Source organism: Gordonia sp. ALPHA1B1 (genome assembly GCF_005502615.1).
In the GTDB taxonomy this organism is placed as follows: Bacteria; Actinomycetota; Actinomycetes; order Mycobacteriales; family Mycobacteriaceae; genus Gordonia; species Gordonia hongkongensis.
In genome coordinates, this window is record NZ_SCOC01000028.1 from 1 (window position 1) to 16238 (window position 16238).

13 protein-coding genes are annotated in these 16238 nt (G+C 67.7%); 3 read left to right on the forward strand and 10 right to left on the reverse strand.

Annotated elements, in window-relative coordinates:
* Positions 1-29: 29 nt before the first annotated feature.
* From FFS52_RS17200 to FFS52_RS17215, 4 genes are all read right to left on the reverse strand, one after another.
* Positions 30-1418: an IS1380 family transposase gene (locus FFS52_RS17200; protein WP_137810406.1), complete on the reverse strand. Its 1389-nt coding sequence runs from the start codon at positions 1416-1418 to the stop codon at positions 30-32.
* Positions 1419-1804: 386 nt separating this feature from the next.
* Positions 1805-3442, reverse strand: a complete 1638-nt coding sequence (locus FFS52_RS17205; RefSeq protein WP_078113347.1) for an aromatic/alkene/methane monooxygenase hydroxylase/oxygenase subunit alpha — start codon at positions 3440-3442, stop codon at positions 1805-1807.
* 166 nt (positions 3443-3608) lie between these two features.
* A complete protein-coding gene (locus FFS52_RS17210) occupies positions 3609-4799 on the reverse strand; it encodes a helix-turn-helix transcriptional regulator (RefSeq protein WP_137810407.1) in 1191 nt (396 codons plus the stop codon).
* A 32-nt stretch (positions 4800-4831) separates the two neighbouring features.
* Positions 4832-6214, reverse strand: a complete 1383-nt coding sequence (locus FFS52_RS17215) for an FAD-binding oxidoreductase (protein ID WP_068970093.1) — start codon at positions 6212-6214, stop codon at positions 4832-4834.
* Between the two features lie 571 nt (positions 6215-6785).
* On the opposite strand from FFS52_RS17215, the gene FFS52_RS17220 reads away from it, so the two are divergent.
* A complete protein-coding gene (locus tag FFS52_RS17220) occupies positions 6786-8045 on the forward strand; it encodes an HNH endonuclease signature motif containing protein (protein ID WP_137810408.1) in 1260 nt (419 codons plus the stop codon).
* Between the two features lie 587 nt (positions 8046-8632).
* Here the strand turns inward: FFS52_RS17220 and FFS52_RS17225 are convergent.
* Positions 8633-9838, reverse strand: coding sequence for a serine hydrolase domain-containing protein (locus tag FFS52_RS17225; RefSeq protein WP_137810409.1), 1206 nt, complete (start codon positions 9836-9838; stop codon positions 8633-8635).
* A 14-nt stretch (positions 9839-9852) separates the two neighbouring features.
* Entirely contained in the window at positions 9853-11049 is a 1197-nt protein-coding gene (locus FFS52_RS17230) for a pyridoxal phosphate-dependent aminotransferase (protein WP_137810410.1), read from the reverse strand.
* 83 nt (positions 11050-11132) lie between these two features.
* On the opposite strand from FFS52_RS17230, the gene FFS52_RS17235 reads away from it, so the two are divergent.
* Positions 11133-11606, forward strand: coding sequence for an NUDIX domain-containing protein (locus FFS52_RS17235; protein WP_058251917.1), 474 nt, complete (start codon positions 11133-11135; stop codon positions 11604-11606).
* Positions 11607-11707: 101 nt separating this feature from the next.
* Positions 11708-11908, forward strand: coding sequence for a hypothetical protein (locus FFS52_RS17240; protein ID WP_137810411.1), 201 nt, complete (start codon positions 11708-11710; stop codon positions 11906-11908).
* A gap of 7 nt (positions 11909-11915) precedes the next feature.
* Here FFS52_RS17240 and FFS52_RS17245 read toward each other — a convergent pair whose 3' ends face one another.
* From FFS52_RS17245 to FFS52_RS17260, 4 genes are all read right to left on the reverse strand, one after another.
* The gene (locus tag FFS52_RS17245) at positions 11916-13262 is read right to left on the reverse strand and encodes a hypothetical protein (RefSeq protein ID WP_058251915.1); all 1347 of its coding nucleotides are present in this window, start codon (positions 13260-13262) and stop codon (positions 11916-11918) included.
* A complete protein-coding gene (locus FFS52_RS17250) occupies positions 13237-13518 on the reverse strand; it encodes a hypothetical protein (protein WP_058251914.1) in 282 nt (93 codons plus the stop codon). Before FFS52_RS17250 ends, FFS52_RS17245 begins: the two co-directional genes overlap by 26 nt.
* Positions 13515-15350: a hypothetical protein gene (locus FFS52_RS17255; RefSeq protein WP_065631870.1), complete on the reverse strand. Its 1836-nt coding sequence runs from the start codon at positions 15348-15350 to the stop codon at positions 13515-13517. Before FFS52_RS17255 ends, FFS52_RS17250 begins: the two co-directional genes overlap by 4 nt.
* An 84-nt stretch (positions 15351-15434) precedes the next feature.
* Positions 15435-16076 carry a hypothetical protein gene (locus FFS52_RS17260; RefSeq protein WP_065631902.1) on the reverse strand — a complete coding sequence of 214 codons (642 nt, stop codon included), beginning with the start codon at positions 16074-16076 and terminating at the stop codon, positions 15435-15437.
* Positions 16077-16238: the final 162 nt, after the last annotated feature.

Consider the following 16238-nt stretch of genomic DNA (forward strand, 5'->3'; position numbering starts at 1 on the left):
GTGGTGGGTGGGCGGGTGTGGTTGGTAGGTCAGGGAGTGTGCACTGCGGTCCATAGGGTGGTGAAGGCGTGTTGGGTTGGCCAGTGTCGGGGTAGGTGCAGGACCGGTGTTCGTGCTGGTCGCGCTAGTCGGGCGGGTATCGCGATGAGTGTGCGGCGCAGCGTTGCGCCCCGCGCGGCCCGCAGTTTGGGGGTGTTGGTGAGTGCGGCGAGGGTGCGCATCAGGTTGTGGCTGATCGCGGTCAGTGCCAGCCAGGCGGCGTTAGCACCGAACCGTCCGGAGGGCAGATGGGCCAGGGGTCCGTCGATGAGGTCGGCGAACACGGTTTCGATGATGGCGTGGCGGCGGTGGGTGAGGTCGGCGGTGACGGTGTCGTCGGTGGTGTTGGTGAAGAACGAGTGGTACCGCCAGGCGGGCATCAGGGTGTCGGTGCCGGCGGGGTGGTGGGCTGTGACCCGGCGCACGATCAGTCGGGCGGTGACCGGTTGGGTGGAGTCCGGTTGCACGGTGTAGGTGGTTTCGGCGACTTCGGCATCAGAGATCAGTTCGCCGGTGTCGGGGTCGGTGACCGCCCCGGGATAGTGCACCGGCGTCCAGGCGTCGTCGCCGATCGCGGTGATGGCGCGGGTGATCGCCGTATTGGTCCGCAGGACCAGCGAGAACGTCGCTGCGAGGCGTTGGCAGGTGCGCATCACCGCGGCGGTGCCATAGGCGGCGTCGCCGCGGACGGTGATCTCCCCGCTCGCCCCACAGCGGCGTGCGGTGGTCAGGGTTTCAGCGATCATTCTCGCTGCCCCGTTACCGGAAGCGGTGCGCCCGGCGCGTAGCCAGGCGTTGGCGATCACCGGTGCATACCCGGGTGCGGACAGGGTGGTGACCTGCGGGGACAACCCTTTGCGCAGCAGTTCACGCCCGGCGATTTTGGCGTGCCCGTAGGAGCCGCCTTCTTTCTGGTAGCCGTAGACCGGGCGTAGTAGTGAGTCGATATCGACAAATACCCGGGACCCGTCGGTGGGTAGCAGACCCGCGGTGGCGCACATCGCCGGCAATGTGTGGGTCATCACGGCGTTGAGTTGCCGGGCGTGGCCGGGGGTGAACTCGCGCAGCGTTTGTCCGATCGTGGCTGGGGCGTACACGCGGTCGAACAGGCGGGTGTGCCCACCGCTGCGGACCATTCCGAGGTCGTCGATACTGTCAGCGCCGCAACACAATCCGCCGATCACGGTCAACAGTTTCGCCTTGAGGTTGGCCCCGGCGGAGGCGACCTGGGTGGTGCCGAGATCGACCCGGTCGCCCAGCGATGCGGCCAACCCGGTCGATTCGGCCACTCTCATGACCGGTACCAGTCCGGCGTGCGACACCAGGTTGTCGTCGTCGAAGATGGCGGACGTGGCGGAGAACGTGTGCGATACTTTCACTGAAAGTGCCTTCTGAGCTGGAATGTTTTGTGTCTCAACACCACCAATCATTCCAGCTCAGAGGGCATTTTCACGTTATCGACACCCCGCACCCGTCCACGGATCCAGGCTCAGGGAGCAGGGGGATGGCTTGCGGGACATCACCCGCTCCCTGAGGAGCGCTCGGAGTTCGCGCTGAGTGCGTTTCCTTTTGCTCCCTGAGGAGCGCTCGGAGTTCGCGCTGAGTGCGTTTCCTTTTGCTCCCTGAGGAGCGCTCGGAGTTCGCGCTGAGTGCGTTTCCTTTTGCTCCCTGAGGAGCGCTCGGAGCTTGCGGAGAGCGCGTTCCTTTTGCTCCCTGAGGAGCGCTCGGAGCTTGCGGAGAGCGCGTCACGAAGGGTCGACGCGACTCAGGCCGGTACGGCCCCGTTGGTGTTGGCGCGGTACGCCGCGATGTGGGCGTTCCGTTCCTCGTCGGACATCTCGTTGAGCAGCACGTTCGGGCTGTTGAAGACGTTGCCGCGGACATCGTCGAGCGTCCACATCTTCTTCGGGTCCAGGTCGAGGTGCGGCTGCGGGATCAGCGTCTTGCCGTCGTCTCGGACGTAACCCAGATCCTGGATGATGTCGGCGAGATCCTTGCCGTGATGCAGCGTCTCCCACTCGCGGAAACCGGTGAGGCGACCCATGTTCGGGGTCTCTCGACCCTCGTACTCGCCCCGGAAGGCCACGGCATCGGTCCAGTAGCAGGTCTCCGAGCAGTAGGTACGCCACTGGTCGTCGACCTTCTCGGTGACCATGTCCTCACGGACGAGGCACGGCACCATACAGGTCCAGCAGCGGTGCGGGTACTCGTAATCGACGTCCTCGAAGGCGATCGGCTTGTTGCGTCCCGGGTAGGCGAGCCGGTTGTAGTTCTCCCACCACTTGCCGAACTTGTTGTACCAGCCGGGGTACTTCTCCTCGAACCACTCGAAGTCCTTGTCGGTCATGGCGTCGATGCGCCAGTAGTTGACCGGCCAGCCGGTGGCGAAGAACCGCGCGACCTCATGGACGTAGTGCTTGTCGACGATCCGCTTCCACGCCTCTTCGACGAGGTCGTGCGGGATGGTCAGCCCGTACTTCTCCAGCGGCAGAAGGTAACTGCGGTAGTAGTCGTCGTAGATCCAGCGACGCCACATCTCGGCGTAGCTCTCGCGGTCCTTGCGACGGTCTTTCGTGCCGTACTCGATGAAGGTGCCGATCGCGGCGTCGACGACGCAGTGGTTGTTCCACCATGCGTACCGCAGATCACGTTCCAGTAGTGGGCGATTGCGCTCGTCGGCGAGAGCCATGAGCAGAATCGAGTAGCCGTTGGAGATGTGCCGCGACTCGTCGGACTGGACGGAGTGGAACACGGTGGGCAGCAGGTAGTCGCCGTTGGCGGCGGCCTCATCGGGCATCGCGACGAAAAGTGTGTTGGTGAAAGCTGTTTCGGCGACGACGGTCAGGTAGATGTTGGCCGCGGTGATGGCGTCGCCGGTGATGAACCCCTCGCCGAACTGACGGCCGATGGTGCCGGCGTAGTTGTTGGCGAACGCCTTCTCGGTGATGTCGAAGCCGGCCGGGTCGATGTAGTTGTTCATGTACAGCTTTTTGAGGTTCATCTGGATCGTCGAGTGACGAACCTCGTCGATCATCTGCACGGCCAGGCCGTTGTGGATCTCCGGGTTGGGCACGGCGTCGATGGCCATCGGCATCGCACGGGCCGCGGAGATCTCGGGGAACGGGATGATCGACAGGAACAGCTTCTGCCATTCCAGCCAGCGTTCCTGCACCTGGCGGAACATGTTGCCGCGGATGGCGCCGTCCATGGCGCCGTACACGCGGTTGTCTTTTTCCTCCTCCATCGGGAAGTACGACCGCATGATCTGCTTGAGCGGATCCTTCTTGGGGGCCTTCTCGAATGTGTAGTCGGTACCGAACCGGGTGGCCGGGGTGGCGAAGGTGGGCTCCCAGGACAACTCGGTGATCTTCGCATGGGCTTTTGTCAAGCTCTGCCTGCTCAAAGTGCGCCTCCTTGGTGGAGAGCCGGCGGATTGCCGGCCCGCATGGACTGGAGCGACTTCGATACAACCCTGTGACGTGGATTACAAACGTCTCACTGTGAGACGACGACAGAGAACCCGCCCGGCGCGGTGCGCACGGGGCGGGTTCGGAGGTGGTGAGGGACCGCTACAGTTCGCGATCCGCGGCGGCGAACGACCCGGACGGAAGCAGCGGATCGTTCAGACGCTGGGCGTACTGGTCGAAGTAGATCCGCGCGATCAGCTCGCGCCGGCTGCGGACGCCGGCCTTGTCGAAGATGGATTTCAAGTGGTCCTGCACGGTGTAGGCGGAAACGTGCAGGGCGGTGGCGATGTCCTTGGTGGCCACACTCTGCAGCACCATCTGGGTGACGTCGCGTTCACGGGCCGTGAGCCCGAAAGCCTCGACGACCAGCGGGATGATCTCGGGCGGGCGGGCCTCCTCGATGGTCACCACGACCTCGCCGACCCGGCCGTCGGCCGACGACAGCGGCGACGCGTGGATGACGAGCCACATGCCCGACGCCCCGCGCACCCGGAGGCGCGGCGGGACGGAGGACTCACCCGAGCCGTAACGGCGTGCGGCTCCGATCAGGCCGTAGATCGGGTTCATCACCGCCGCGCCGTTCGGACCGGACGCGAGGTCGGCGATGCGCTCCTGGCTGCCTGCGCTCATCTGCACGATCTCGTTGCTGCGGTCGATGATCAGCACCGCCGGGCCGTGGCCGGTCGGCGGTGGCGGACTCGGCGCGTCGACGGCGGCCGGGGCGGCGGCACTCGCCCCGCCGGCGACCACACTGCTCAGCAACCCCACGCGCACGCCGTAGGCGAGAGTGCGCGACAGCGAACCCAGGAAGTCGATCTCGTCGGCGTCGAAGGGCCGGCATCCGGCCCCGCTGCGGAACATCGCGATCCCGGCCCACGCCCGGTCCCCGTCACGCAGCACCAAGCGGGCCTCGTCGTGGAAGCAGTATTCGGGAATCATCAACTGCGACATCCGATTGGACCGTTCGGTGGCGCCCCGGTTGAGGAGGTTGAGTCCGACCGCATCGCGTTTGGCGGCCACCATCTCGCGGTAGGCCGTCGGCTCGACCTGCCCGTATTCGAGGAGACCCCAGTCCGGGTCCCGGTGATCCTCGCCGAGCAGTGATCCGTACTTGCGGGCGCTGGTGAGCAGGACGGTGTTGGGATCGAAGGTGCCGATGCAGACCGCGTCGACGGGCACCGCGCGGCTCAGGGAGGCGACGGTCTCGGCGAAGAAGTCGTCGAGACCGAGGCCGGCGTGGGCCACGACCTCGATGTCGCGGCGCACACGCTCGGCGGTCAGACTCGATGTCATTCGACAATTGTGGGCATGAGCTGCACGGATGTCTATCCCACAATAGTGGGGTCCCCCGGACGGAGGACACCGGCCGGATCGTGGCGTCGTCGGATGGTCTCGAGGCGCGTCCGCTGGTCGGTCGACCACAGCGCGTCGCGTTCGGTTGCCGTCCGCCCGGAGAAGTTGAGCAGCGCTCCACAGGAGTGGGCGGCCACCGCGTCGGTGACGGCCGCGAGATGCTCACCGACCTGTTCGCCCAGCGGGCCGGCGGGTACGCCGATGGCGAGGACGGAGAACGCGCCATCGCGTCCCACGACGGCGTTGGGTACGCGCTGCGGCGACCGCAACCGGCCACCCAGGAGACGGACCTCGACGATGGCCAGCGGGCTCGCGACCTGCGGCCCGGCTACCGCGAGCAGGGCATCCACGGCAGATGCCGGAAAATCGGCGAGTACGCAGCCGCGTTCGGCGCTCGGCATCGGCCCGGGCGGGTCCATATGTACCGCGTCGAGCGCAGCCGTCGGGAGGACGTCGATGTTCTCCAGGAGGATCGGACCCGCCGACCGCATCGGTGCGAGCAACGCGGCGGCGGTGGCCGGGTCCCCGGTGTGGGTGTAGCGGACGTGCACGGCGAGCTGACCCTGCAGGGGCGGGGGCAGGTTGGGGTCCGGCGGGAGGCGGAGGATCGCCACCGAGGTCCCGGCCTCCTCGGGCAGGGAGGGCGCCCATTCGCGCCAGGCGTGCAGGACGTCGGCGGCCGCCGAGCCGGCGAAGAAGATCCCGCCGCCATAGACCGTGGGCAGATCGAAGAGCTCGAACTCGAGCGCGGTGACGATGCCGAAGCCGTCCCGTCCGCCGAGCAGTGCCCAGAACAGGTCCGAACCCGCGGATGCGTCGACCGTGCGGACGAGACCATCGGCGGTGACGAGTTCGATCGACCGGACATGATCGGCGGCATAACCGAACTGACGACCCAACGGACTCAGCCCGCCGCCGAGTGTGTACCCGACGACACCCACCGACGACGACGAGCCGACGAGCCCGGTGAGGCCGTGCGGAGCGGTCGCGGCGACCACATCGCGCCACCGCGCACCGGCTTCGACGCGCGCGGTCCTGGTCACCGGATCGACACTCACCCCCGCCATCCGGGACGTGGTGACGACGACCGTGCCGCGCCCCTCGATCGGCGATCCGTGCCCGGTCGCCCGCGCACCGACCCGCATCCCGTTCGAGCGCGCATATCGCACGGCGGCGGCGACGTCGGCAGCGTTCGTCGCCCCGACGACCACGTCAGCGGCGGGTATCGCCGCGAGGTTGAAGCCGGTCAGTTCGGCGGTGTAGCCCTCGTCGGCCGGGGTCAGAACGGGACCGCTGACCGCGGAGAGCAGGGCGTCGAAGTCGGTGAAGTCGATGGGTTCGGAGGTGATGGACACGATGCTTCCTTCGTAATGATCTGGGGATGAACGGGTTCGAGCGTCGGTGCTGCTGTGGTGGGCCGCCGGACTCGGCAGCTCCATGGGACTCAGAGTGGCCGACGCCCTTTTGTTCCCGCCATCCCTCGAACGCGGGAAATGCTCGTGCCAGAGTTCTGGGTTCGTGTGCGTCCCAGAAGTCTGGGGGGGCGTCAGTCGACCCGACCCCCGCTGGTTGAGCCGGCACCGAGCGGAGCCGCCGGGCCGAGCAAGCGACGAAGGAGCGCGTCGAGGTCGAGGCGCCGAGTCGAAGCCACTTGGTGACCCGACGCCGCTGCACAACCCCTGCGGACCCAGCCCCACACGCCCGGCGGGTTGCGGATGCGCCCCGGGGGAGCGAGTTCGCGGGATCTTCAGTCCACTTCAGACTCGCAACTTTTCACCCAGAATCCGTAACAGATGTGACTGAAGTTCACCTCTGTCAACGATTCACGCACAATCAACGCGAATCGACGCACACTCGACGAAAAACGCTGCACAGTCGACAGTTTCGAGATTTCTGAGCCTGTGGAAACTCCTCGTAGTCGAACGAATGTTCCGGTACCTTGGAGTCATGCCAGAGCTCACCACGCTCCTCGATCAACTCATCGAGACCACCCCACCCACCGACGACCCGACGGGCAGAGCAACATTCGACGCCCTCGACACGTGGCGCCTGATCCGCAACCTTGCCGATCATCAGATCGTCGCGCACGCAGCGCAACTCGACGAACTCGGTGTCGCACAGGAGGCCGGTAGCACCACCAAGAAACTGCTGATCGAGTCAGGCCACGCACCGGCCGCCGCGCACCGCACCATGCGAAGCGTCGATGCGTTGCCGGGGTTGCCTGCGCTGTCTCGTCATGCCGCTGACGGGCGGCTGTCCGGCGAGGTCGTCGATGCCATCGTCCGCGGCATGAACGAGATCGAAAAACGGTGTGGTGACGCTCTTTCCGAGGGAGAACGCTCCCGGTATGAGATCGAACTCATCGCCCAAGCACTATCCGGTGCTACGCCGACCGAAGTGCTCAAGCATGCTCACGCCATCAGCAACGCCCTCGCCGACGCCTCTGACGCCGGAACCCCAGCGTCGGACGATGCACGCTTGAACTCGGTGAACGCGCACACCACCGACGACGGCCGCGTCGAAGTCCGCGCCGACCTCACCCAGGTCGTGGGTGAGAAGTTCCTGGCTATGATCGACGAACGGTCCTGCCCACGGCCCGAACCCGACGGCGCCGAGGACCGTCGCACCGCCGAGCAACGCCGCGCCGACGCCTTCGAACTGATCCTCGACCAAGCCGCGATCGGCGCGAGCATCGACACCGTCGGAAGCCCACGCACCCAGTTGATGCTGACGATCCCCGCGACCGGAGACCTGGCGACGCTGCCGTGGACCGGATCGGTCAGCCAAGTGACGGCGAAACAGGTCTCCTGCGACGGATCCCTGACCGAGATCATCCTCGACCGTGAGGGCGTGCCGCTGCAGATGGGCCACACCCACCGCTTGTATCCGGCACACCTCCGCAGAGCAATCATCGTCCGCGACACCTGCTGCATCAAATGTGGTGCGCCGCCGTCTCATACGCAGGTGCATCACATCAAGTCGTGGGCAGACGGCGGCGCCACCGACCTCGACAACGGCTGCCTGCTCTGCCAACGCTGCCACACCCAGGTCCACCACCATGGCTGGGACATCGTGATGGGATTCGACCGTCATCCCTGGCTCGTCCCACCCGCGATCATCGACCCGCAACGTCGACCACTACCCGCTTACAACCGACGCACCATGCGACTCGACGACGCCGCCTGACCGGCCCTCCGTCACACTTTCGCGTAGCACCTTCTGCACCCGGACCGTACCCGGGACCGCGTCCGTCCCTTGACAACTCCACAGTGCTGCCCCTCCGTACTCCGTTACCGCAGCGGATCACCGTCGCGGGAACGGGGTGTCGGACGAACACGCAACGCCCCCGTTCGGCAGCAATCGCGCCCTCGAGCCACACTCCGCGGAACTTTCGGGGCGTGCCCTGGCTGAGTCCGTCGTCGACCACCGATGAGGGAGCACTGCGACGGGCCGGGGCGCGGTTGAACCGCTCGACCGCGACGGTCGAGCAGCGGGCGCCCGCCACCATGGATGGGGTGAGACCGGTACGACAGATCAGCCAGTGCCCCCGCCGATCGCCTACATCTACACCCTCGCGTTCATCGGTGGGGATCTCGGAGTGCAACGGACTGGAGTGCACCGGACAGGAGTGGTCGACGACGGCATGGTCGTCGGCGGCGTTGTGAGGTAGCGATCTCTGCGTAATGCCGTTACCGGGTCGGTGCTTTCGCGATCTCACCGGGCAGAGCAACTGGGTACTGCTCGGCGTTGCCTGATGACGAACGCGCCGTAGGTCAGTCCGCCAACGCTCGGTACGTCGCCGCCTCGAAGTCGCGGTACCCGTCGATCGATGCGGGGTCGACGAAGGGGAAGATCTGGGTGGCCCAGAAGCCGCCGATCCGGGTGTGGGGATCGATCCAGTAGTAGAGGTTGGCCAGCCCGGCCCACGACTGCGAACCCGCCTTGCGGCCGGTGGGGGTGTCGGTGTCGTTCACCATGAACGGATACGACCAGGATTTCGGTGTCCCCGGATCGAATTCGACATCGTGGCTCAGCGGCGGGATCACTCCGGGCAGCCGTCGCACCGCGAGATCGCCGATCTGGTTGCGCAACGCCGTGGTGACGGTCTCCGGGCGCAGGATCTGTTGACCGCGGTCGGAGCGGCCTTCGCGCAACCACATTCGCAGGAAGGTCAGATAGTCGGGGACGGTGGACCAGAGGCCCTGCCCGCCCATGTCGATCTCGGGATCGGCAGGCTGTTCCCAGCGGTGGTTGGGGACGAGCTCGCCCCGCTTGCGCATGTGCAGGACCGCTCGCCGACGCCGGGCGCCGTCGGACAGCGCAAATCCGGTGTCGGACATGCCGAGTGGGTCGAGGACCCGCTCGTCCATCACCTCGCGGAGACGGCGTCCGGTGACGGCCTCGATGACCTGGCCGGCCCAGTCCACCCCGGAGCCGTACTCCCACTCCGTGCCGGGATCGAACAGCAGCGGGGTTCGCAACGAGGCCCTCGTGGCCGTGGCGACGGCGGGCACACCGTGGTCCGCGGTCAGTCGACGGTAGGTCTCGTTGAAGAAGTCGTAACCGAAACCGGCGGTGTGCGTGAGCAATTGGTGGGTCGTGACATCGGAGGCGGGTGGCCGCAGGCGCGGCCGCCCGTCGTCGTCGAAGCCCTCGATCACCTGCAGCTCGCCGAGCGCCGGGACGTAAGTGCGGGCCGGTGCGTGCAGGTCCAAGGCGCCCTCCTCGACGAGCTGCAACGCGACCGTCGCGGTCACCGCCTTCGTCGCCGAGAACAGAGCGAAGACGGAGTCGACGGTCATCGGCTGCTCGTCGTCGAGCGCACGCACCCCCGCGGCACCGAGGAAGACCGTCTCCTCGTCGGTCGTGACGCCCGCGACCACCCCCGGCACCCGCGGCGCGCCCTCGGTCCGGGCGGTCAGGATCGGGGTCACCTCCTTGGCGAGGCGTTCGGATCGGACTGGTCCCGCAGAGGTCATGGAATGGTCTCTCCTCATCGAAGTGGAACGTGACCGGCCCCGACGAACGTCCGGAGTCGGTCGATGGCGAGGGTGAGGTCGTCGGTGGATGCGGCGTAGGACAGACGGACGTACCGGTCCGCGCCCGCGACCCCGAAGTCGTGGCCCGGGGTCAGGGCGACATGGGCTTCGGCGAGCGCCCGGTCGCAGAACTCGGCCGACGTCAGGCCCGTGGAGCCGACGTCGAGGTAGACGTAGAACGCGCCGTCGGGGATGACCGGCACGTCGAGTCCGATGTCCGCGAGCCCGTCCACGACGAGTTGCCGGCGTCGCGCGAACTCACGACGGTTCTGTTCGGCCACCGCCAGGGAATCCGGCGTGAAGCAGGCCAGCGCCGCGTATTGCGACGGCGTGGGCGGGCACACGTAGAAGTTCTGCGCCAGCCGCTCCAGCACCCCCACGAGTTCCGCGGGCACGATGCACCATCCCAGCCGCCAACCCGTCATCCCGAAGTACTTGGAGAAGCTGTTGATCACGACCGTCTCCGCGACGCCCGGCGAGTCGGCGGCCAGGATGCTGCGCGGCGGCCGACCGTCCGGTCCGGGGTCGGACAGCCCGAGGTAGATCTCGTCGACGATCGACCAGCCGTCCCGGGCCGCCGCGAGCTCGCACATGGTCACGAGTTCCTCATACGGCATCGAGGTGCCGGTCGGGTTCGACGGGGTCGCCACGATGACGCCGCGGGTCGCGTCCGTCCACGCGTCGTCGACTTCGGCGGCGGTGAGCTGGAACCGGTTGGCGGGGCTGGTCGGCAGGAGCCGGACCTGTGCGCCGAAGGCGTGCGCGAACTGGCGGTTGCACGGATAGGACGGGTCGCCGATGAGGACCTCGTCGCCCGGGTCGATCAACGCCGCGCAGGCCATCAGGAGGGCCGCCGACGCGCCGGCGGTGACCGCCACCCGCGCGGGATCCACCGACGCCCCGAAATGGTGGCCGTAGAAGTCTGCGATCGCCTCGCGCAACTCCGGGAGGCCGAGGGCACCGGTGTAGGCGAGGGGACGGCCGGTCGCCTCGCGGGCGGCGGCGAGGACCGCCGGCGGTGCCCCGAAATCGGGTTCGCCGATGTTCAGCTTGACGACGGAATGACCAGCCGCCTCGAGTTCGGCGGCGCGCTTCGCGAACTCCATCGCCTGGAATGGGGCGATCCCTTCGGCACGTCGGGAGATCCTCATGGGTGACATTGTGCGCGTCGGGATATCTGGCACCCGACCCCACCTCTCCGGCGGCGACGCGCACCGGCAGGCAGGATGTGGGGGTGCCCATTCCCGAATTCATCCGCGATCTGCGTGCCCAGGTCGGTACCCGCGAACTCTGGTTGTCCGGCGTCAGCGTCGTCGTCTGCGACGACGCCGGGCGGGTGCTCCTCACGCGCCGCGTCGACAACGGACAGTGGGCCGTCGTGTCCGGCGTCCTCGAACCGGGAGAGGAGCCGGCGCGGGCGGCCCTGCGCGAGGTCCGCGAAGAAACCGATGTCAGCGCCGAAATCATCCGACTGACCAGCATCGACGTCACGCCGCTGATCACCTACCCGAACGGCGACCGGACCCGCTATCTCGACGTCTGCTTCCTCGCGCGCCACGTCGACGGCGATCCCCGGGCCGCCGACGACGAGAACTCCGACGTCGCGTGGTTCGCGCCCGACGCATTGCCGTCCGACCTGACCGACACGTCGGCACTGCGGATCGAGAAGGCGCTGGCCGGCAACGCCGAGGCGTGGTTCCGACGGTAGGGGTTCCAGCGGTAGGGGGTCCCTCAGGGAAGTCCCTGAAGTTCGCCCCAGAAGTGCCGCCGAGCATCGCTTTCCGGCTTCGGCGGGCGCAGACTGGGCTCATGACCACATCGACGAACAACACCACCGGCATGACCTTCTGGAAGGTTCTGGGCATCATCGCGGTCGCGCTGATCGCACTGGCCATCCTCGGCCCGCTACTCGAGGGACTCTTCTGGATCGCCCTCGTCGCACTCGCCCTCTACGGCGGCTACATGCTGTTCCGTTCGAACAAGAAGAACACGCCCCCGACCACCTACTGACCGGGCATCACCCGCCGAACAGCATCCAGAGCCCGAGGAACGTGTAGAAGACCATCAGCACCATCATGGTGAGCTGCCCGGTCAGCTGGTGCCGGCGGGGCAGGAGACGCAACGATGCGTCGTGCGCCGCGGCCACCCCCAACAGATGGCCGCCGAGTACGAACGCCACCTTCAGGGTCACCGTGACCGTCGGGTGGTCACTCATCACGTACACCGGATGAGCATCGCTGAGCCACAGCACATTCCATCCCCTCCCCAGCGGATCGCCGAGCGCGAGGACGGCTTCTTGTCCCTGTTCGACGAGTGACTGCAGGTAGTGGGCGAGGATGTAACCGATCACGATCGGGACCAGCGAGTGCGCCATCAGGCCGGGGAGGCGGCGCCGAAGGTCGGGTTGCACACCGCCGACCGCGCGGGCGGCCGTCCAGAAGGTCACCACGACGACGCCGATGAACACCAACAGGCCGGCGGTCGAGTACACGGTGGCGGCCGCCCGGCTGTCACCGGCACCGTCGGCGACGAGGTCCTGCCAGAACGCGATCGCCGAAAAGCTGTCGAAAGCGGTGGAGCCGAGCAGGATCGCGAGAACGGTGACGGTACCCGGGAGCACCGGGAGCGTGGGCAGCGAGTTCATCGGACTGCGGAGGATCACCCGGCCGGCGCTGTTGCGCGCGAACGGGGACAGGCGCGAGGCCACGGTGCTGTACACCGCGAACGGGTCGGCGTCCACGGTCCACCGCAACCCGAAGACCACGCCACCGACGAGGGTGATGACCAGGTAGCAGAGAAGCCAGATCCGCACCGACGCCACCGAACTCGGGTCGGGCGACGCCAATTCGAGCCAGACGAAAGCGAACAGGCCCAACGCCGCGGGCCACCAGCCCAGCCGACGCGGATACTCCCGCAGGCCGACGACCCGCGGGCCGCCGACACCTCGGGCGGCCCGCAGCAGGGTGCGGACCGGGGACAGCAGTCGCCACACCGGTCCGAGGAGTACCGACAGCACGGTCATGCCGACCCAGAGCAGCACATAGAACGCGCCCGGTAGGGGGTTCTCGTCGTCGGGGCCGACGGCGGCCACGATCAGCCATGCGGTGAGAACCACTGCGGCGCCGCTGATCACGTCGCGCACCCAACGGTTGTCGACGGTCGCCGTCACCCATGCCGGGAGTTCTCGGCCGGCGTCCGGCCGACCGAATCGTGGTGTGCGCCAAGCGAACGCGATGACCGCGAACGAGATGGTAAGCGCCCAGGCGCCGCCGATCAACACCGCGGTCAGCGGGACGGGCAGGTACTCCGAACCACCCAGTCCGTGGGCGAGCAGAACGTCAGTCGGCCTCGCGGGCGGGGTCATCGGCCTCGTCTCTGGTCGGGGGAGCGGTGGAATCGGGGTCGCCGCCTGCCGGCTCGGCGGCAGTGCGGCCGGCCTCGCCCGGGCGGCCTGCGACGTCGTCCGCGTCGTCCTCGTCGTCCCCGCGTCGACGGTCGATGATCGCGATCGCGACGATGACGCCCACCACCAGGAACGCGGGGATCACGGCCGGCAGCGCCAGCACCAGCGGGTGCGTCGCCAGGTGGTGAACGCCGGGGTCGGCAGCGAGAGCGATCACGGCTGCGGCTGGAGTTCGGGCTCCCGCGCGCCCGATGTCGCCTCCCGGGCGTTCACCCGGCCGGCTCCCCACGACAGCGCCGCGATGAGCAGCAGCGAACACACGAGCACCACCAGGGAGGCGGCGCCGAACAGCCACGACGGGTAGTCGAACGTCCGCTCGCGCTGCAGGATCGATATCTCCGCGACGAACGGTTTCGTCGACGTCAGCTGAGCCGGCTCGCCCTCCGCGCCGATCGCCGGGTCGGCCGGCAGATACACCGGCACGCCCGCCATCGTGGTGCCGTCCTGTACGCGCAGGATGGTCTTCCATGATCCCGACACCGGCATCGGTTCGGTGGACCGGAAGTGGTTGGGGCCGACGCGCTCCAGCCGGTCGATGACGATGCCGCGGTCATTGTCGATCCCGCCCTGCCACGACATCAGCGTGACCCACTCGGGGTCGTCGCTGAGCGCGTCGGCCGGGTCGAGGAAGACCTCGGCCGTCACGTTCTCGTCGGCAGCCTCGTTCGGCCCGGCCGGGGTGAGGACGACGCGCGCCGTGACATCCGCGGGGACCGAGACCCGCAGGCCGTTGGCGACGGCCCCGCCGATCACCAGGACGGAGAGCACGACCGCGGTGATGCTGACCCAACGGGTCGGGAGCCGCTCGCCGACGCTGACGAGACCCAGCAGCCCGCCGCACACACCGGCCGCGATGCCCACGGGGATCGCCATCGCCAACGCCTCACCCCACATGCCGGTGACCCACGGGAACGGGTAGGCCGCGGCGATCCACCAGGACTCGATCCAGAGACCGAGGGTCGCGACTCCGAGCCCGGCCACCGCGCCGAAGAGCACGCGGCGCTTGAGCAGCGGGGTCAGCGCGAGCAGTTCGATGACCACGGCCGCGCCCAGGTAGAGCGGGAAGACGTTGATCGGCGCGCCCAGCGCCGGCCCGACGACGACCGCGACGACACCACGCAGCAGGATCGCGAAGACGGCCGCGACGAGCGCGGCGCCCGGCCCGAGACAGATCCGCGCGGCGACGAGGGCGAACGCCCCGGCCCCGGCGATCATCATCGGCTGCAGCACGAGCCGGAACTGCTCGACGCCGAAGTCGTACTCGATCTGGAACACCGACATGCCGATCACGAGCCCGCCGAAGGCCAGGCAGCGCACGAGCCACTGGCTTCGGCCGTCGTCCGGGGCGTCGGGACCCATCGCGGCCCGGCCCTCACGATCGAGGATCACGACGGCGATGAGCGACAGGCCCGCGCCGCCGATGAGCATCAGGTGGGTCGGGCCCCAGAGGGTGACGTCCTGGCCGAAGATCCGATGCCAGACGTCGTCGAGCGGGAACCCCAGCAGTGCGTAGAAACCGCAGCCTGCCAACAGGATTCCGCCCACCGGTGCGTACCAGTGACGCGTGATCCGGATCGCCGAGCGGCCGGGCTTGTCGAAGGGGAGGAACACCGACAGCATGCCGGAGATGAACAGCAGGAACAGGCCTACCAGGATGAAGTAGTGCGCCGGGTTCGCCAGCGGCCCCTCGTCGCGACCGTCGCCGATGTGCAGGCTCACGTCCCAGAGGAAGCCGAACAGCGCGCAGATGATCGTGCTGGTGAACAGGAAGATCGGCAGCGCCGCCCACGGTGGGCGGTTCACCCGGCGCGCGGCCCATTCGGACAGCGTGGTCAGCCACGTGATCTTGCGCGTGCGATGCAGATAACCGATCCAGAGCAGTCCGACCGACACGACGGCCGCCACCGCCGACATCAGGAAGACCTGGTCGAGTGCCGCTCCACCACCCTCGGCGGCGAGATGGACGCGCGTGACATCGCTTGTTGACATGGTCGAAGTATGCACAACCGCACCCGGGTCCCGGGAGTGCATTGGGCAAAACGGCGATCACGCGCGGTGAACGGCCCGCTCAGCTCATCCGACGGGGACGCACGACGACGTCGTGCAGATCTCCTCCGGCAGCTCGATCCCCGGGAGTCCGGGGATGTCGGGCAGGCCCGGGATGCTCGGCAATCCGGGCGCCGCCGGGGTCTCCGATTCCGGGGCCGGTGCCGTTGCCGCTCCGCCCGGCACGGTTACCCGCAGCGGTGCGGCGACCGTCGGGGTCGTCCCTGTCACCGGTGGGTTGGTGCCCCAGAACTCCTCGGCTGCCCCGGTGCCCGGTGGCAGCGTGATCGTGGTGCATCCCCAGTAGATGTCGTACCTGCCGTCCGGGATCGTCGTCGTCCCACTGGGTGTCGGCGGCGTGCCCTGAGAGATTCGCAGCGGCAACGACTTCGACGAGCCGGGGGAGATGAGCGCACCGAGCTCCTCCGGTGTCTGGTATCCGAAGACGACATTGGTCGGGGCTCCGCCGGCCGGGACGCCGACGATCTCGCAGCCGATGCGTTTCGCGGCGTTGTTCGTCACCGTCAGGGTGACGGTGTTGCCGGACACCGAGGGTGTCGCGGTCACATCGCTCGGCGCTGCGGTGGCGACGGGCGCGAGGGCGGCTCCGAATGCCGCTGCGGCGCACACCGCCAGGCCGACGGTGGCTGTCCGGACTCGGTTGCTCATACGGGTGTCCTTCCACATGGGTTTTCAGTACCGACCAGGAAAAAGCAAGTCGCACGGTCGTCGAAAATATGCGGGATTTCGCATCCCGTTCGATTCTCGTCAACGATTGTCAAGTCGTTCTCACCTGACTCTGAATCACACGACCGAATCGACAGAAATATC